At 74.8% G+C, this 15,725-nt stretch carries 10 protein-coding genes; 6 read left to right on the top strand and 4 right to left on the bottom strand.

Translation table 11 applies throughout. The features are described 5' to 3' along the window. Nucleotides 1-43 precede the first annotated feature (43 nt). Complete coding sequence (locus G443_RS07305; RefSeq protein ID WP_026420561.1) at nucleotides 44-670, top strand: SAM-dependent methyltransferase; 627 nt, start codon at nucleotides 44-46, stop codon at nucleotides 668-670. 614 nt (nucleotides 671-1,284) lie between these two features. Here G443_RS07305 and G443_RS07300 read toward each other — a convergent pair. Beyond that, on the bottom strand, nucleotides 1,285-2,223 hold the full coding sequence (locus G443_RS07300) for an SGNH/GDSL hydrolase family protein (protein WP_162147341.1): 939 nt from the start codon (nucleotides 2,221-2,223) through the stop codon (nucleotides 1,285-1,287). Between the two features lie 658 nt (nucleotides 2,224-2,881). Here G443_RS07300 and cutA point away from each other — a divergent pair. Further along, nucleotides 2,882-3,196 carry a divalent-cation tolerance protein CutA gene (cutA, locus tag G443_RS07295; protein ID WP_026420559.1) on the top strand — a complete coding sequence of 105 codons (315 nt, stop codon included), beginning with the start codon at nucleotides 2,882-2,884 and terminating at the stop codon, nucleotides 3,194-3,196. Between the two features lie 176 nt (nucleotides 3,197-3,372). Here the strand turns inward: cutA and G443_RS07290 are convergent, their stop codons facing one another. Further along, nucleotides 3,373-3,624, bottom strand: a complete 252-nt coding sequence (locus G443_RS07290) for a hypothetical protein (protein ID WP_026420558.1) — start codon at nucleotides 3,622-3,624, stop codon at nucleotides 3,373-3,375. A gap of 525 nt (nucleotides 3,625-4,149) precedes the next feature. Here G443_RS07290 and G443_RS07285 point away from each other — a divergent pair. Together G443_RS07285 and G443_RS07280 are read left to right on the top strand one after the other, a co-directional pair. Continuing rightward, nucleotides 4,150-5,160 carry an NYN domain-containing protein gene (locus G443_RS07285; RefSeq protein WP_035293050.1) on the top strand — a complete coding sequence of 337 codons (1,011 nt, stop codon included), beginning with the start codon at nucleotides 4,150-4,152 and terminating at the stop codon, nucleotides 5,158-5,160. Between the two features lie 314 nt (nucleotides 5,161-5,474). Beyond that, complete coding sequence (locus tag G443_RS07280) at nucleotides 5,475-6,989, top strand: long-chain-fatty-acid--CoA ligase (protein ID WP_026420556.1); 1,515 nt, start codon at nucleotides 5,475-5,477, stop codon at nucleotides 6,987-6,989. A 209-nt stretch (nucleotides 6,990-7,198) separates the two neighbouring features. Here G443_RS07280 and G443_RS07275 read toward each other — a convergent pair whose 3' ends face one another. Both G443_RS07275 and G443_RS07270 read right to left on the bottom strand, forming a co-directional pair. Further along, on the bottom strand, nucleotides 7,199-7,390 hold the full coding sequence (locus G443_RS07275; protein WP_026420555.1) for a hypothetical protein: 192 nt from the start codon (nucleotides 7,388-7,390) through the stop codon (nucleotides 7,199-7,201). 187 nt (nucleotides 7,391-7,577) lie between these two features. Further along, a complete protein-coding gene (locus tag G443_RS07270) occupies nucleotides 7,578-8,558 on the bottom strand; it encodes a hypothetical protein (RefSeq protein WP_051314353.1) in 981 nt (326 codons plus the stop codon). A 406-nt stretch (nucleotides 8,559-8,964) separates the two neighbouring features. Here G443_RS07270 and G443_RS07265 point away from each other — a divergent pair, with 406 nt between their 5' ends. Both G443_RS07265 and G443_RS07260 read left to right on the top strand, forming a co-directional pair. Next, a complete protein-coding gene (locus G443_RS07265) occupies nucleotides 8,965-12,213 on the top strand; it encodes a type 2 lanthipeptide synthetase LanM family protein (RefSeq protein WP_155886270.1) in 3,249 nt (1,082 codons plus the stop codon). 462 nt (nucleotides 12,214-12,675) lie between these two features. Then, nucleotides 12,676-15,582, top strand: coding sequence for an ATP-binding protein (locus G443_RS07260; protein ID WP_026420553.1), 2,907 nt, complete (start codon nucleotides 12,676-12,678; stop codon nucleotides 15,580-15,582). The last annotated feature ends 143 nt before the right edge of the window (nucleotides 15,583-15,725 follow it).

The following is a 15,725-nucleotide window of genomic DNA, read 5'->3' as shown; positions in this document are numbered from 1 at the left end:
GCACACCCGGCCCACGAGCACGTCTGAGAGGACCAGTGTGGCGATGACCACCTACGACGCGAACTTCTGGGAGAAGCAGTACCAGTCGGCGGACCCGTCCTGGGGCACGACACCGAACGCGCCGGTGGTCGCGACGATCCCCCGGCTACACCTCCAACCCGGGCGCGCCCTCGAACTCGGCGCCGGACACGGCGGCGACGCACTCTGGCTCGCCGCCCAGGGATGGGCGGTGACGGCACTCGACGTCGCCCAGACCGCGGTCGACCGGATCGCCCGCCGCGCCGCCGAGGAGGGACTCGCCGCCAGGGTGACGGCCGTCCGCCGCGACGTGACGGTTGACCCCCTGCCCACCGGCCCGTTCGACCTGGTCTGGGGGAGCTTCTTCTACGCACCAGACCGGGAGGCCGTGCTGCGGCGGGCGGCGGAATCCGTGAACCCCGGCGGCGCGCTGCTCATCGTCGACCACGGCTCGGTCGCACCGTGGTCGTGGAGCTCGGCGTCGGACCACGAGCTCCCGACCCCGGCCGAGCTCGCCGAGTCACTCGGGCTCGGACCGGACTGGACCCCGGAGGTGTTGGAGGCCCCGAAGCGGATCGCGACCGGACCGAACGGCCAGCGGGCCGAGGTGACCGACACGATCGTCGGCCTCCGCAGGGCGCAACAGCCCTGACCGGAACGGCGCCCGCGTCCACGAGGACCGGGATCCCACGGAAGGCGTCGCACCCGCGCGGCCGCCACCGGCATCCACGGTGGACGCCCGGGACGTGGGGGTGCGCGGGGACGCACCGGGGCCTGGGGGACGGCGTGGGACGTGCCGGGACGACCAGCCCGTGCTGAGGGACGCCACTGGACCAGCCACGTCGGCACCTCGTGAAGAGCGCTGCCGGACCCAAGCCGCCGCCGAGGTCGTGGTGAGCGCCGACCGGTGAGTTCTCGGTGGAGCCGAACCGCCTCATCCGCCCGCGCGGCACCGAACCCGGGCTGGCAAGGAGGTGGCCGCCGGCCTCGCTCGCCCCTCCTTGCGAACGAGGCCGGATCACCACGCACCCGGCGCGGGAGCGGTGACCTGGCCGGTCAGGGGCGTTCCCGCCCTCCCACGCCCGACTCGCGCCAGGCGCTCGAAGGCACCCCCGGCACCCGCCGCCGGCTCGCCCCCGCTCACCCGAGGGTGTGGTTGCCGGGGGGTCGGCCAGCGCTGCCCCCGGCAGCCCCGACGCACCCGATCGCGTGGGGTCAGTCGGCGGGCGGTCCCCACCTCCACCGCCCGACCGGAGACGACACCCCTCAGGCGGCACGGAGGTGGTCGGCGACGAGCCGGCCGAGCCGGGCGTGACCACGCGGGGTGAGGTGCACCCGGTCCGGCGCGATCAGCGGACGTCGCGAATCGTCCTCCGCCACCGAGGCGGGGAACTCGTGTTGCAGGTCGAGATGATCGCAGCCGGTCTCGGCGGCCACGTCGGCCATCGCCTCGCAGTAGGCGAGCCACCCGGGGCCGGGCATGTCGAGCCGGCAGTGCGGGGCGAGCAGCAACACGCTCGCGTCCGTGACGGCGCGGTGCTGGCTGATGATGGTCCGCAGGTTGGCCGCGAAGGTGTCCGCGGAATGCCCGTACCGCCAGTCGTTCGACCCCATCGCCACGATCAGCAGGCCGGGGTCCAGGGTGCGCACCCTGGTCAGGTGGCGCTCCACGTCAGCGCCCGAGATCCACCGGTCCGTGGCCGACCCCGACAGGCCACCCGAGTACACGCGGACCCCGGCACCAGCCCACTGGTCGTGGCGGAACGCACCCGCGACCACCACGGCGTGTCCCGAGAGCGCCTGGATGCGCACCCGGTGATCCCCGAGCTGGAGTCGCGGGGACACCCACCGGCCGGTCGCCGTGCGAGGAGGGGCCGAGGGGTCCGGTTGGGACACCGTGTGCGAGTGGCCGTCGATGACCACCCGGAACCGGCCGCCGCCCTCCCCGGTCATGAACAGGACCGAGACCGCCTCACAGCGCGGCATGACCCGCTCGATCCACGCCTCGGAGCCCAACCGCATCGCCCGCTGACCCAGGTCCGTCGGCGTGGTGGTCGCCGGCCCGCCCGTCGCCCACCCGTGCGCCCAGGACGCCGACGGGTAGTAGATACCGTTCTGCCACGGCAGGTGCGCGGCGAGCATCCCGGGAAAGCCGGCGACCGCCACCGGCTGGTGGGTGGGCGTGACGCCCGTGTGTCCTTCCATCGTCGACGAGCCCACGGTGACCACGTTGACCGCGCGCGCCGGGGCTTCGTCCCGATCCAGGGACCAGCGACGTAACGAGGGGCCGTTCACCCTTGTCCTTCCTGTTGGTTCTGGTTCTCCCACGGCGGGACGCGTCGTCGCCCCACCGCGTCGCGACAAAGCTGGTGACAGCGGAGAAAGCGGACACGCCGGCCGCGACCGCTGCATCATCCGAGGCCGCGCAGCCGAACGCAACAGCCGCCGAGCAGGCTCGCGCACGCCACCGACCGAGACGACCGAACCGAGAACCAGCCGCAGCCACCCGCTTGCGCGGGGCTTTCCCGCCCTCGTTCGGCGGCGCTGCACCCCGGCCCGGCTCACCCCCGCTTGTGCGGGGCTTTCTGGTGATCCGCACCACCGGTACTGGACCGTACTGGGTTTGTTGGAGGCCGTGCACCCCAGAAAGGGATGAGGAGGATCGGTTTCTCGAGGAAGCGACCGCCCCACTTTCCATAGGGGCTTTCTCACGCTGATGGACGGTTACGCGATGGTGGCCACGGTGGTCACCCGCCGGTCCAGAGCGTCGAGAACCATCAGCTGGGCGGGGCCGACGCCGTAGGCCGGCGACGGCAGTATCCGCGGCTGCGGCCCTCGTTGACCTTGCTGGGACCATGAGGACATGGCTTACGCCCTTGTCGTTACGACGACCGACTCCGTTGAGGCAGCTGAGAGCCTGGCGCGCAGTGCGGTAGACGAGCGGTTGGCAGCGTGTGCGCAGATCGTGGGACCGGTCACCAGCGTGTACCGCTGGGAAGGGGAGGTCCAGACCGACCGGGAGTGGCAGGTGGTCTGCAAGACCACGGGCGCTGCCAGCGAACGGTTGGTCGAGCACCTGCGTTCTGCTCACAGCTACGACGTGCCTGAGGTCATCGTCGTCCCGATCACCTCAGGCAACCCTGCCTACTTGGCATGGATGGACGAGGAGACAACCTAGACTCCGGCCAACTCCGCTGCCAGCCTGGGAGGAAGGTCCGCGCGCAGTTCCTGGATCTGCGCGCCGCCAGACTTGCTTCGGTTCGGTGCCGATCTGATCACGCGTTGCGATCACGATGCTGCCCAGGCGGGTGGCTCTCGGCCGGGGCGCATCAGCCAGGGCTGGTGGGACTCTGCCTACCAGACGTGGTCGGAACCTTCGATCCGAGTGCGGTGGAATCCCGCGTGTCCGGAGGGGCGGGCGCAGCGGAAGCGGTGGGCGCCCTGATGTCCACAGGGGTCCGGATCGATCGCATCCGCCAGCGCCAGGATCGCGTAGCCGATGCCCACGTGGGCCCGCTCCAGGCGCTCCTCGTTGGGGAGTCCCGTGTTGACGGCGTCACCGAGGGAGAGCCGTGCCTGTCCACGGTGCGTGTCCACGAAGTCCATCCGATCTCCTGTTCGCTCGTGCCGGCTCGGCCAGGGGGAACCATCGTGCCCGTACTCGTCTGGCCGGCTGTCCACCGGCCTGCCGCGTCGTCCGCCTACGGTGACGGACCGGCCGACGACCGGGTACCGGGGCACGAGGGCTGACCACCGTGCGGCGAAGCTCCACGGTGACGGCAGCCCTGCTGTGGCCCAGCATGTCCCAACCATCAGCGGTGCGGGGCCGGTTCCCGCGAATAGGTGATCCGTTGGCCACCGAGGAGGCGGGTGCTCCCCTCGGCGCGCCCGGCTCGGGCACCGTCGGGGGATGCGGTCGCCGTGCTCTTCGGACCGCTCCGTCCCGTGGTGGCGGGCACGATAGCCCGGTGCGTCGCGTCGTAGGCGTCCGTTCCAGGCCGGCGCATGGCACCTCGGGGCGACGGCGGCAACTACGCCCGCGACCGTCCAGGTTCCGTCTGCTGTGGAGCCTGCTTTTGCGCATCTTCGGGGATGCTGGGGGGAACATCCGGTGCGAACGGGAGGTCCGTAGTGCGGTCACAGTGCGCGGTGTACGTCGACGCCGGTTACCTGCTGGCGGCGTCGGCGACACGCATCACCGGTACGTCCCTGCTGGGGAGCATCGAGGCTGATCACGAACGGCTGGTGGAGGCGCTCATCGCGCACGCCACCAAGCACTCCGGGCTCCCGCTGCTGCGGGTGCACTGGTACGACGCCGCCCGTCACAAGGTGCCCGACCCACGGCAGGAGAAGATCGGGCTGCTGCCCCACGTCAAGCTCCGCCTGGGCCGCATCGGGTTCGACGGGGAGCAGAAGGGGGTGGACCTGCGGATCGGCCTCGACCTGGTGGCCCACGCCCGCAAGGCCGCCGTCGACGCCATCTACCTCGTCTCCGGCGACGACGACCTGACCGAGGCCGTCGAGGAGGCGCAGGCGCACGGGGTTCGGGTCACGGTGTTGGCCGTGCCGAACAGGGACGACAAGCCCCACGGTGTCAGTCGCCACCTCCAGAGCGCGGCGGACGGGTTGGACCTGATCAGCTCGGCGGTGATCGACAGCACGATCCTCCCCCGGTCCGCCCGGCCGAAGCCGGTCCCGCAGGCTCCGGCGAGTCGGCCCCCGGTGCCGTCGCCCGCCGTGTTCGCCGCCCGGCCGCCCGCCGCCGTGCCCGCCGCCCGGCCGGTCTCCCCGGCGGCGCGTGCGCAGAACGGTGGTCGCAGCGACGTGCGCCTCGTCTGTTCCAGCAGCACGGACGCCGACACCACGGTGGCACCGGGGTTGTGGGCTGACGAGGAGATGGCGGAGCGGATCGACCAGGTCGTGAACAAGGTGCTGCGGGCCTGGTGGGACGGTGACGACGCCGGGCGGGGGTCGGAGCTGGCAGCGAGCCGGCCGTCCATCCCGAAGGAGGTCGACCGGGCGTTGCTGTTGGACATGTCCGACGCGTTGGGGATCGACGACCTCGCCGACAGCGTGCGGTTCCGGCTCCGGGCCCGGTTCTGGGAGCAGGTGGACGCGGGCGGACCGGGTGGTCCTGGCTGAACCCGCTGAGCACCACGGAGGGTGGGTGCGGTGGTGGTCCGCCTGACCGAGGGCGTCGTGGGTGAGGGCCACGCTTCCCGCCTGGCCCGGCGACCCAGCCCCGCCGAACGCGGCCCAGCCCCGCCGAACGCGACCCAGCCCCGCCGGGCGGACCCAGCCCGCCCGACCGCGCCCGGGAACCTCCGCCCCCGCGCCGGCGGCGCGGCCCCGGCTGGTCCGAACCCTCGGGCACGGCGCCCGTTCAGGTTGCCAACCCTCACTCGGAAGTGTCAGCGTGCTGGGAGGAGACGGTCCGAGGCGAAGGAGCCGAGCCGATGACGAACCTGGCGACGATGCTGGCGGAGACGGCGACCCGACACCCGGACCGGCCGGCCGTGCGGCTCGACGGGGAGGTCCTGACCTACCGGGATCTCCTGCACCGCGCCTCGGACGTGGCCTTGTCCCTGGCGGCTCGGGACGTGCGGCCGGGCGACCGGGTGGGGCTCGTCCTCCCGAACGTTCCGGCGTTCCCCGTGGTGTTCTTCGGCGTGCTGCTCGCCGGGGGCGTCGCGGTGCCGATGGCGCCGCTGCTCCGGTCCCGGGAGATCCGCTACCGGCTGTCCGACGCGGAGGCCTCGCTGGTGGTGTCGGACGGGCCCGCGATGGACCAGGTGACGCCCGCCGCCGGTGAGGTCGGGGTGCCGGCGCTCACCGTGGCCGAACTCGCCGACACTCCCGGCCTGCTGGCTCCCACGCCAGAAGGGGAGGTGGCGGAGCTCGTGGAGCGGGCCGGCGCCATCGACGCCACGGCCACCGCGCTGATCCTCTACACCTCGGGCACCACTGGGGAACCCAAGGGCGCCGAACTGACCCACGACAACCTGCGGGGCAACGCGGAGCTGACGGCCGCCACCGTCCTGGAGTGCACCGAGGAGGACGTGATCATGGGGTGCCTTCCCCTGTTTCACTCCTTCGGGCTCACCTGTGGCCTGCTCGCGGCCGTGCGGACGGGCGCGAGCCTGACGCTGATCCCCCGGTTCGACCCGGGGCGGGCGTTGGAGGTCGTCGAACGGGACCGGGTCACGGTGTTCCAGGGCGTGCCCACCATGTACGGGGCGATGCTCAACCACCCGGACCGGAGTGGGGTGGACGTGTCCAGTCTGCGCACCTGCATCTCGGGCGGCGCGGCGATGCCGTTGGAGCTGCTCTCCGCCTTCGAGGACGCGTTCGGCTGCCAGATCCTGGAGGGCTACGGCCTGAGCGAGACCTCCCCGGTCGCCTCGTTCAACCACCCCGATCGGCCCCGCAAGGCCGGGTCCATCGGAACTCCGGTGCGGGGGGTGCGGATGCGGGTGGTGGACGACCTCGGGGTGGAGCTGCCCGACGGGGAGGTCGGGGAGATCGTTATCCAGGGGCCCAACGTGATGCGGGGTTACTGGCGGCGCCCGGAGGCCACCGAGGCGGCGATGCCCGACGGGTGGCTGCGCACCGGTGACCTCGCGCGCCGGGACGAGGACGGCTTCTTCCACATCGTCGACCGCAAGAAGGACCTGATCCTGCGCGGCGGGTACAACGTGTACCCGCGCGAGGTGGAGGAGGCCTGCTACGAGCACCCGGACGTGCTGGAGGTCGCGGTCGTCGGTGTGCCGCACCCGGAGCTGGGTGAGGAGGTCGGCGCGGCCGTCGCCCGGAAGCCGGGGGCGACGGTGACCGAGGACGAGCTGCGTGAGTTCCTGCGGGAACGCGTCGCCACCTACAAGTACCCCCGTCATCTGTGGTTCGTGCCGGAGCTGCCGAAGGGGTTGACGGGCAAGATCCTCCGGCGTGCGGTGCGTCCGCCGGAGAACTGACGGCGACGCGCCACCTCGTCCCCGCCTCCCCCGAGCCCCGAAGCCGAAGCCCCGAGCCCCGAAGCCGAAGCCCGAAGCCCGAAGCCCGGAGCCCGGAGCCCGGACTCCGGATCCGGAACGGCGGGAGGTCGGGGCGCGGCCCGGGAGTGGGCGCCGTGCGTGCCGGGGCCGTCGGCGCCCACCCGACACCGAGACCGTCACGAAGTGCCTCAGTCCCAGCCGAAGACGCCGAGGGGCAACGGGCCGTGGTCATGCGCCGGCTGGGTCCGGTCCGGAGCCGGCGGCGCGGCGCCGTCGGCGGGCGGGAGCAGCCGCCCACCGTGCGGGCGGGTGCCGCCTTCGGGCCCACCCGCGCGGGCGGCCCTGGGCCGGGTTGTCCTGGTCGCGGGCATGCTGGTCATCCCTTCGTCGTGCGTTCTCGTGGTGGTCGTGGTCGGTGTTCGCACCGGACCGGCTGGGGGTCGGCGGCACCGGCTCGGGGTGAGCGCCGGGACGGCGGCGCGGTGACCGGTGCCCCGCCCCGTCGAGCGGCACCGGCGCGGCGGGCCGGGCCGATCCCCGGGCGGCGCGGCGTGCGGCGGGCCACGGTCACAGCCAGCCCCGGCGGGCGGCGGCCACCCCGGCCTCGAAACGGCTCGCCGCCTGGAGTCGGTGCATCAGGCGGGCGATGCGGCGCCGCAGGTGCCGGACGGACACGCCCACCGCGCGGGCGGCGGTCTCGTCGGTGCGGCCCTCGGCCAGCAGCGCCAGGAGCTGGCGGTCCTCCTCGGTCAGGTCGGCTGGCGGGTCGTCGCTGGTCGTGAGGTCGGCGGCCTCCGCCCAGATGCGGTGGAACAGGTGCAGGAACCCGCGCACCAGGCCGGCCTGCCGCACCACCAACGCGCCCCGCCGGGTGTCGCTCGGATCGGAGGGGACGACCACGACCTCCTCGTCCATGATGATCATCCGCTCGACGGGCAGGTCGGACAGCCGGATCCGCGCCCCGGAGGCGGCGGCCTCCCGCAGGTGGTCGCGGACGCGGTGGTCGGTGACGACGCTGGCCTCGTGGATGACCCGCATCTCCACGCCCCGTCGCTGGCTGCGCACGTCCAGCGGGCGGGCGGCGGCCACCGACTCCGGGCTGGGGCGCGCCGAGGGGTGCACGGAGTAGACGCTGGTCCTGGTGAAGAAGGACAGCTCGGCGAGGCGTTCCCGTACCTGGTCGACGTCGGTGAGTCGTTCCACGCCCTGGCCGGTGAGTGGCCCGGCGGTGGTGCCGGCGTGTTGTTCGGCCAGTGCCGGCACCTCGCTCCTGGTGTCGCCGACCCGGCGGTGTCGGCGCAGGAGTTCGTCCTCGGTGCGTTCGATGAGGTCGCCGAGGGCGACCGAGGGGCGCGGCAGTTCCACCCCGGAGGGGCGGTCGGCGCGGAAGCGGGCGACGCCGAGTTCGACGAGGCCGGCCAGGGCTGCGCGGACGGTCCCCGGCGTGCCGGTGCGGGCGAGCCCGGCCAGGTCGCTGTCCGGATCGGCCAGCAGCGCGCGGTAGACGCGTTCCTGTTCGGCGGTGAAACCGAGATCCCGCAGGGCCATCAGTCGCTCCGCTCCGGGGCGGTGTCGGGGTGGTGCGCGGTGACGGTCACGACCTCTCCCTCCTGTCGTGGGCCGTGCTCAGTGTGGAGGCCGCCCGTGCTCACCCACATGGGTGGCGGCTACCCGGATTTCCGAGCCCGGGGCGGTCGGGTGGGGGAGCGGGTGGCTCTCCGCTGGGTGGCGGTGCGGCAGGCGTGGTCCGGTGTGGTCTCCGGTCGGTGGGGTCACTCCCGAACGCCCGGTTCGTCGCATGGGGGTGTGGCCGTGTCCCCCGCCCGCCGCTCCGGGTGCCATGCGCGAACCCGCTGTCCCGGCACGCCTGCCGGCGGGACAACGGGGGGTGTGCCGGGAATATGGGGGGCTCTCACCCATGCCGGTGGTGGTGGGTGCGTGGCACGGTGATCCCGTGACCGCCTCACCGACACTCAGCCCGGCCGAGGAGCCGCTCGATTCGCGGTGGTGGGCCGGTGCGCTCTCCGCCGCCGAGCGTGCCGCGACCCGGCCGCCGGAGGGCGGCGGCCCCGAACCGGTCGCCCAGGTCCCCGGGGAGCGGCCCGAGTGGGCGGAGGTCGTGGAACGCGTGCTGGCGGCGTCGTCCGACGAGGCCCCTCCGGTCGGCGGGGCCTCACCGGGTGCCGGCGGGTCGGAGGCGTCCCGGACTCCCGACAGGGCGGTCCGGGCTCGGGGGGAGGTCGCGGCGTCGCGGGGGGACGGCGCCGCGACCACGCCGGGCGACGTGCTGTGCCTGGCGCCCGCCCTGGAGCCGTTCCTGGCGGTGGCCGCCGACCACCTGAACGCCGCACTGCCCGCGCCGTCCCACCCCGCGCTGGTCGATGCCGACACCGTTCGCGCCGGGCTGCTGGCGGCCACCCGCGCCCGGCTGGTCCGCACCTCGGCCCGCGCCCTCGTCCTGGACCTGCACCACGACCGCGTCCGGGGCGCCTTGCCGGGAGCGACCTCCGAGTCCCGGTTCGCCGGGTTCCTCGCCGCCACGGCGACCAGGGCCGGCCTGACCGGGTTCGTCCGGCGGTACCCGGTGCTGGCCCGGCTGCTGGCCCAGACCATCACCCAGGACGCCCAGTCGGCGGCCGAACTGGTGGGCCGCTACCTGCGGGACCGGGCGGCGATCGTCGCCACCCTGTTGGGGGGCACCGATCCCGGTCCGCTGGTGCGGGTCACGCCGGGGATGGGTGACCGGCATCGGGGCGGGCGGACCGTGGCCGTGCTCCACTTCGCCGACGGCCGGCGGATCGTCCACAAGCCGCGCCCCGTCGACCTGTCCCTCCGCTTCACCCGCCTGGTCGACTGGGTGGACGCCCGGGTCCCGGACCTGGGATTGCGGGCGGTGCGGCAGCTGGCCGGCCGGGGCTACGGGTGGGCCGAGTTCGTCGAGCACCTGCCGTGCGCCGAGCTGACCGGGGTGGACCGCTTCTACCGCCGGCAGGGCGCCCTGCTGGCCCTGCTGTACCTGGTGGACGGCACCGACGTCCACTACGAGAACCTGGTGGCGCACGGCGAGCACCCGGTGGTCGTGGACGTGGAGACCCTGTTCCACCCGGCGTTCCCACCCGGCACCACCACCGGGGGTGATCCGGCGTTGACGGCGCTGCTCGCCTCGGTGCACCGCACCGCGCTGCTCCCGAGGATGCTGCTGGGGCCGGAGGGCGCGGTGGACCTGTCGGGGCTGGGGGGCGACCCGGGCGCGCGGCACCCCGACGACGGGGTGCGGTGGGTCGACACCGGGCGGGACACGATGCGGTTGGAGCGCGTCCCGGGCACCGTGGAGGCCGCCAGCAACCGGCCGGGCCTGCCCGGGGCGCCGGACGTCGAACCGGCCGCCCACGTCGACGGCCTGGTCGGCGGGTTCCGCGCGACCTACGAGGCCGTTCTCACGCACCGGGCCGAGCTGCTGGCCGACGGCGGGCCGCTGCGGGACTGCGCCGGGACCGAGCAGCGGGTGGTGTTCCGCGACACCAGCGTCTACGCGACGTTGCTGGCCGAATCGACCCACCCGGACGCGGTGCGCTCCGGAGCCGACCGGGACCGGGCCTTCGCTGTGCTGTCCCAGAGCCCGGAACTGCGGGACCTGGTGCCCTGCGAGGTGGCGGAGCTGTGGCGGGGCGATGTTCCGCTGTTCACCACCACCCCCGACAGCCGGGACGTCCACACCGGCTCCGGCCGGGTGGTGCCCGACCGGCTGCCGGTCGCCGGCCTGGACGCCGTCCTCGGCAAGGTGCGCGCGCTCGACGAGGTGGACCGGCGCGACCAGGAGTGGTTGATCCGGGCCGCGTTGGACACCCGGACCCCGGCGGTGTCCCACCACGCGCGGGCCGTCCCCGCCGGCGCCACCGCCCTGGTGGTCCCCGACGTGGACCGCCTGCTCACCGCGGCATGCGCGATCGGCGACTCACTGGTCGCCACCGCCGAGCACGACGAGCGGCGGGCCAACTGGCTCGGGCTGCAACCGGTGGACGACCGCTACTGGGCGGTGTTGCCGATGGGCGCCGGCCTGGGTGACGGGTACTGCGGGGTCGCGGTGTTCCTCGCCCAGCTCGGCGCGCTCACCGGGATACCCCGGTACACCGGGCTGGCCCGTCGCGCGGTGCGCCCGCTGCCGGCGCTGCTGGCGGCGTTCCACGCCGAACCGGCCCTGGCGACGACCGTGGGCGTGGGGGCGTTCCAGGGCCTCGCCGGCATCAGCTACGCCCTGGCGCGGCTGTCCACCCTGCTCGACGACCCGGAGCCCCGCGCCTGGCTGGACCGGTCGCTGCCGCTGCTCGGCCGCACCGCCTCGGCCCGGCCCGAGGGGGAGGCCCCCGAGCACGGGGTGGGTCTGGCGACCGGCTGGGCCGGGGCGGTGGCGGTGCTGGCCTCGGTGCACGAGGAGACGGGATCCCCGGAGGCCGCCGAGGTGCTCGCGCCGCTGGCGGACCGGCTGCACCGCCACGTCGCCGGGGACGGGGGCCTGGGCGGTGGACCGTCGGGGGGCGGCGGCGATCCGTCGTTCCCGCACGGCACGGCCGGTGTCGGGTGGGCCCTGCTGCGGGCCGGCGCCGTGCTGCCCGCGCGGCCGTCGCTGACGACCTCCGGTGCCGCGCTGCTGGACGCGGCCACCCGGGAGCTGCTGGCACGCGGGGGTTCCGCGTGGTGCCACGGCATCGCCGGTCCGGCCCTGGCGTGGGCGGGCGCGGGCAGCGGCCCGCCCGGGGCATCGGGTGGGACCGACCCGCTGCCGGACGCGGCGCTGGAGGCGCTGACCGTGCGGGAGGCCCGCGCCGACCTGACCCCCTGCCACGGAGAACTGGGCGTGGTGGAGGCGTTGACCGCCCTCACCCGCCGTCGCCCCGACCTGCTGGGCGCCGCCGAACGCGGACAGGCCCGGGTGTTGGGCGCCCTGGAACGGACCGGTCCTCGGTGCGGCACCCCGTCCGGCCTGACCACCCCGGGGTTGCTGACCGGGTTGGCCGGCATCGGGTACGGGCTGCTGCGGCTCGCCCTGCCCGACGTGGTGCCCTCCGTGCTCGCCCTGCACCCGGGACCCCGGCCGCCGACCACCGCCAGGTGGGGTACCGGCACCACCGGTGTCCCGCCGGGGCCCGCCCCGGAGGTGGTGGAGCGGCGGGCGCGCGGGCGGCCCCAGCGGGACGGTCCCTGACCGGCGCCCCGACCCCGACGTCCGGTTCCCGGGAGGGAGCACCCCGGAGTCGGACACCGCACCACCCGCGACCCACACCCACCACCCCCGATTCCCGGGAACCTCCCGTCCGACGAGGCACCCGCCGACACCACGAGGAGAACGCCATGACCGCCGACCACCGCCCCACCACCGCCCCCGCCGGCACCGACCACGACGCGCCGCCCGTGGCGCCGACCCACGCCAACGTGGACGACCACCCGATCGGCGAGGCCCGCACGCCTGCCCGCCTGTCGGTCGGGGCGCGGGTCAGCGTCCTCGCCGGTCTCACCCTCAGCGCGATCGTCACCTCCGGGTTGCCGCCGCTGACCACCGTCAGCGCCCGGGAACGCAGCTCTGAGCCCTACCGCGTCGCCGGGTCGACGACGTTGCGAATCCGTGAACGAGCGGTCGCTGCGTGTACCGGGTCGTTAGAGTCCCGGTATGCGGATCCGTGCGCCACTCCTCATCGGACGGGACACGGAGCTGGCGGAGCTCGGTGCCGCCCTGGCCAACGCCAGGAAGGGCCGCGGCTCCGCGCTCTTCGTCGTCGGCGAACCCGGGATCGGCAAGTCCCGGATCGCCGCCGAGGCGGTCGGTACCGCCTACGAGGCCGGCATGGTCGTGCTGCGCGGCCGGGCGGGATCGTTCGGGCCCTCGGTTCCGTTCCGTCCGTTGGCCGAGGCGTTGCTCTCCCTCGTGCGGGGCGGGGCGTCCGCCATCGAAGCCGATCTCGGCCCCTACCGGCCCGTCCTGGGGCGGCTGGTGCCCGACTGGGATCACGGCGACACCCAACGGGACGCCTCGTTCGTGGTGTTGGCCGAGGCGCTGCTGCGGCTCATGGGTGTCGTGGGACGTGAGCGGGGTTGCCTGCTGGTCCTCGACGACCTGCACGACGCCGACCTGGAGACCCTCGCGGTCGTGGAGTACCTGTGCGACAACCTCGACCTCCAGCCCGGCGTGCTCCTGGCCACCGTCCGCTCCGAACCCGGGGCGGCGCTGGACCTGGCGGACTCGGCCACCCGCCGGGACACCGGCCGGGCGTTGCACCTGGAACGGCTCGGCGCGGCGCAGGTACGGGTGTTCGCGGCGTCCTGCCTGGACAGCGACCCGGAGCGGGTGCCAATCGAGGTCACCGACCGGCTGTGGGAGGACAGCGCCGGCAATCCGCTGGTCGTCGAGGAACTGCTGCGGGGCATGGTCAGCGCGGGCCGGCTGGTGCCGGGCGCCGGGGGCTGGCAGCTGGTGCGGGCCCTGCGCACCGAGGTGCCGGACACCCTGGTGCGCAGCATCACCCAACGCGCCGACCGGCTCGGCCCCAAGGGGGAGGCGCTGCTCTCCGCCGCCGCCGTCCTCGGCCGCCGGTTCCCGCTGTCCATCGTGCAACGCGTCACCGGGATGGATGACCACACGCTGCTGGGCCACCTCCAGTCGGCGGTGGCCGCGCAACTCGTCGCCTCCGACGACCGGGGCCCCGACTGGTACGCCTTCCAACACCCGTTGACGGCGGAGGCGTTGCTGGCCCGGCTGACCCCGACCGACCGGGCCGCCCTCAGCGCCAGGGCGGCCGACGTGGTCACCGCCCTGCACCCGGACCTGCCGGGCGAGTGGTGCCAGCTCACCGCGGTGCTGCGCCGTGCCGCCGGGGAGACCTCGGTGGCGGCGGGGCACTACCTGGAGGCCGGCCGGCGTGCCCTGGCCGACGGGGCCGCGCAGTCCGCGATCACCCTGCTGGAGCAGGCCGAACGGCTGCTGTCCGACCACGGGGACCCCACCAGCCGGGCGGAGGTGGTGGAGGCCCTGCTCTACGCGCTGGCCGAGGCGGGGAACCTGGAACGGGCCTTCGAGCTCGCCGGGACCCTCGACGACCACGGCACCGCCGCCGACCGGACCCGCCGCGCCGCCCTGCACGTCCGCCTCGCCTGGGTCACCCAGATCGCCGGCCGCTGGGAGGACGGGATCGCCCAGGTGCGGGAGGCCCGCCGGCTCCTGGGTGAGCACGCGGCCCCCGAGCACACCGCCCCCGTTGACGCGGTGGCCGCGTCGCTGGCGTTGAACGCGCCCGGACGGCACCGGACCCGGGAGGCCGAGGAGCTGGCCCGGCGGGCGGTGGCGGCCACCGACCGGGTTCCGCTGCCGGTCATCGCCTGCCAGGCGTGGCGCACCATCGGCACCGTCGCCAGGGAACGGGACCTGGACGAGGCGTGGCGGCACTTCGACCGCGCCCGCCGGGTGGCCGAGGAGCACCGGCTGCCGATCTGGCGGATCTACGCGTTGATGGGCCTGGCCGGGAACGCCTGGCTCGCCGAGGGGGACACCAGCGTCCTGGCCCACGCCCGGGTGGAGGCGCTGCGGGTGGGCGCGTTGCCGCTGGCGGTGAACGTGGACGCGATCCTCGCCCTGGACACCGTCCTGCGGGGCGACCACGAGGTCGCGGCGCACCGGTTGGACGCGGTGCTCGCCGACGCCACCCGGCTGCACCTGACGGCGGTCGTCCGTTACGTGCTCATGGCCAGGGCGGTCCTGTCCGCGCACCGGGCCGACCGGCCGGGCATGGACCGCGAACTGGCGGAGTTCGCCCGGCACGGCGGCCCCGGTTCGCAGGAGCAGCCGCTGGCCCTGGGACTGGCCAGGGCGGTGTGCGCGCTGCTGGAGGAGGACCACGCGGCGGCCGGCGCCGAGTTCGCCGCCGTCCTCGCGGCGCAGGCGGAGAACCCCACCACCTTCTTCCTCGCCGGGCGGCACGGCCTGCACCTGCTGCTGCGGGTGGTGGCCGGGGACGCCGGCTGGGCCGAGCACGCCGAGGTGACCGCCGCCCCGGCGGGCGGGATGCGGTGGAACCGGCAGTTCGTGCTGTTGGCGACGGCGGTGCTGCACGGGCGGGACGGGGACGCGGGCCGGGCCGAGGACGCCGCCCGCCGCGCCCTGGACGCGGCGGAGCCCTACCCCCTCGGCCGGGCGCTGGGGTTGCGGCTGGTCGCCGAGGCCGCCCACGGGGGTGGGTGGGGTGAGCCGGCGGGCTGGTTGCGGCAGGCCGAGGAGTACTTCCACCAGCGGGGCGTGGCCGCCCCGGCGAGCGCCTGCCGGGCGCTGCTGCGGCAGGTGGGAGCGCCGGTGCGGCAACGCAGGGCCGGCACCGACCGGGTCCCGGTGGGGCTGCGGGAACTCGGTGTCACCTCCCGCGAGTTCGAGGTGCTGGAACTGCTCGTGCACCGACTGGGCAACAAGGCCATCGCGACCCGCCTGCACATCTCGCCGCGCACCGTGGAGAAGCACGTGGCCAGCCTGATCACCAAGACGGGCCGGGCCGACCGGGCGGGACTGGTGGAGCTGGCCGCCGAGCACCGCTGAGGCGTCCGGCGGGCCACCGCGCCGCGGGCGGCGGGTCAACGGGTGGGAGCGGGCCGGGCCGGGGACCGGCGGGCGGTGCCCGGCCCAACGCGGCGACGGTCGGGGCGGGGAGCAGCCCCACGCCGCCCGGCCCCCTCGGTGGC

The sequence above is a fragment of the Actinoalloteichus caeruleus DSM 43889 genome, assembly GCF_000429185.2.
Lineage (GTDB): Bacteria > Actinomycetota > Actinomycetes > Mycobacteriales > Pseudonocardiaceae > Actinoalloteichus_B > Actinoalloteichus_B caeruleus.
This window is presented reverse-complemented; position numbering and strand designations above follow the sequence as displayed.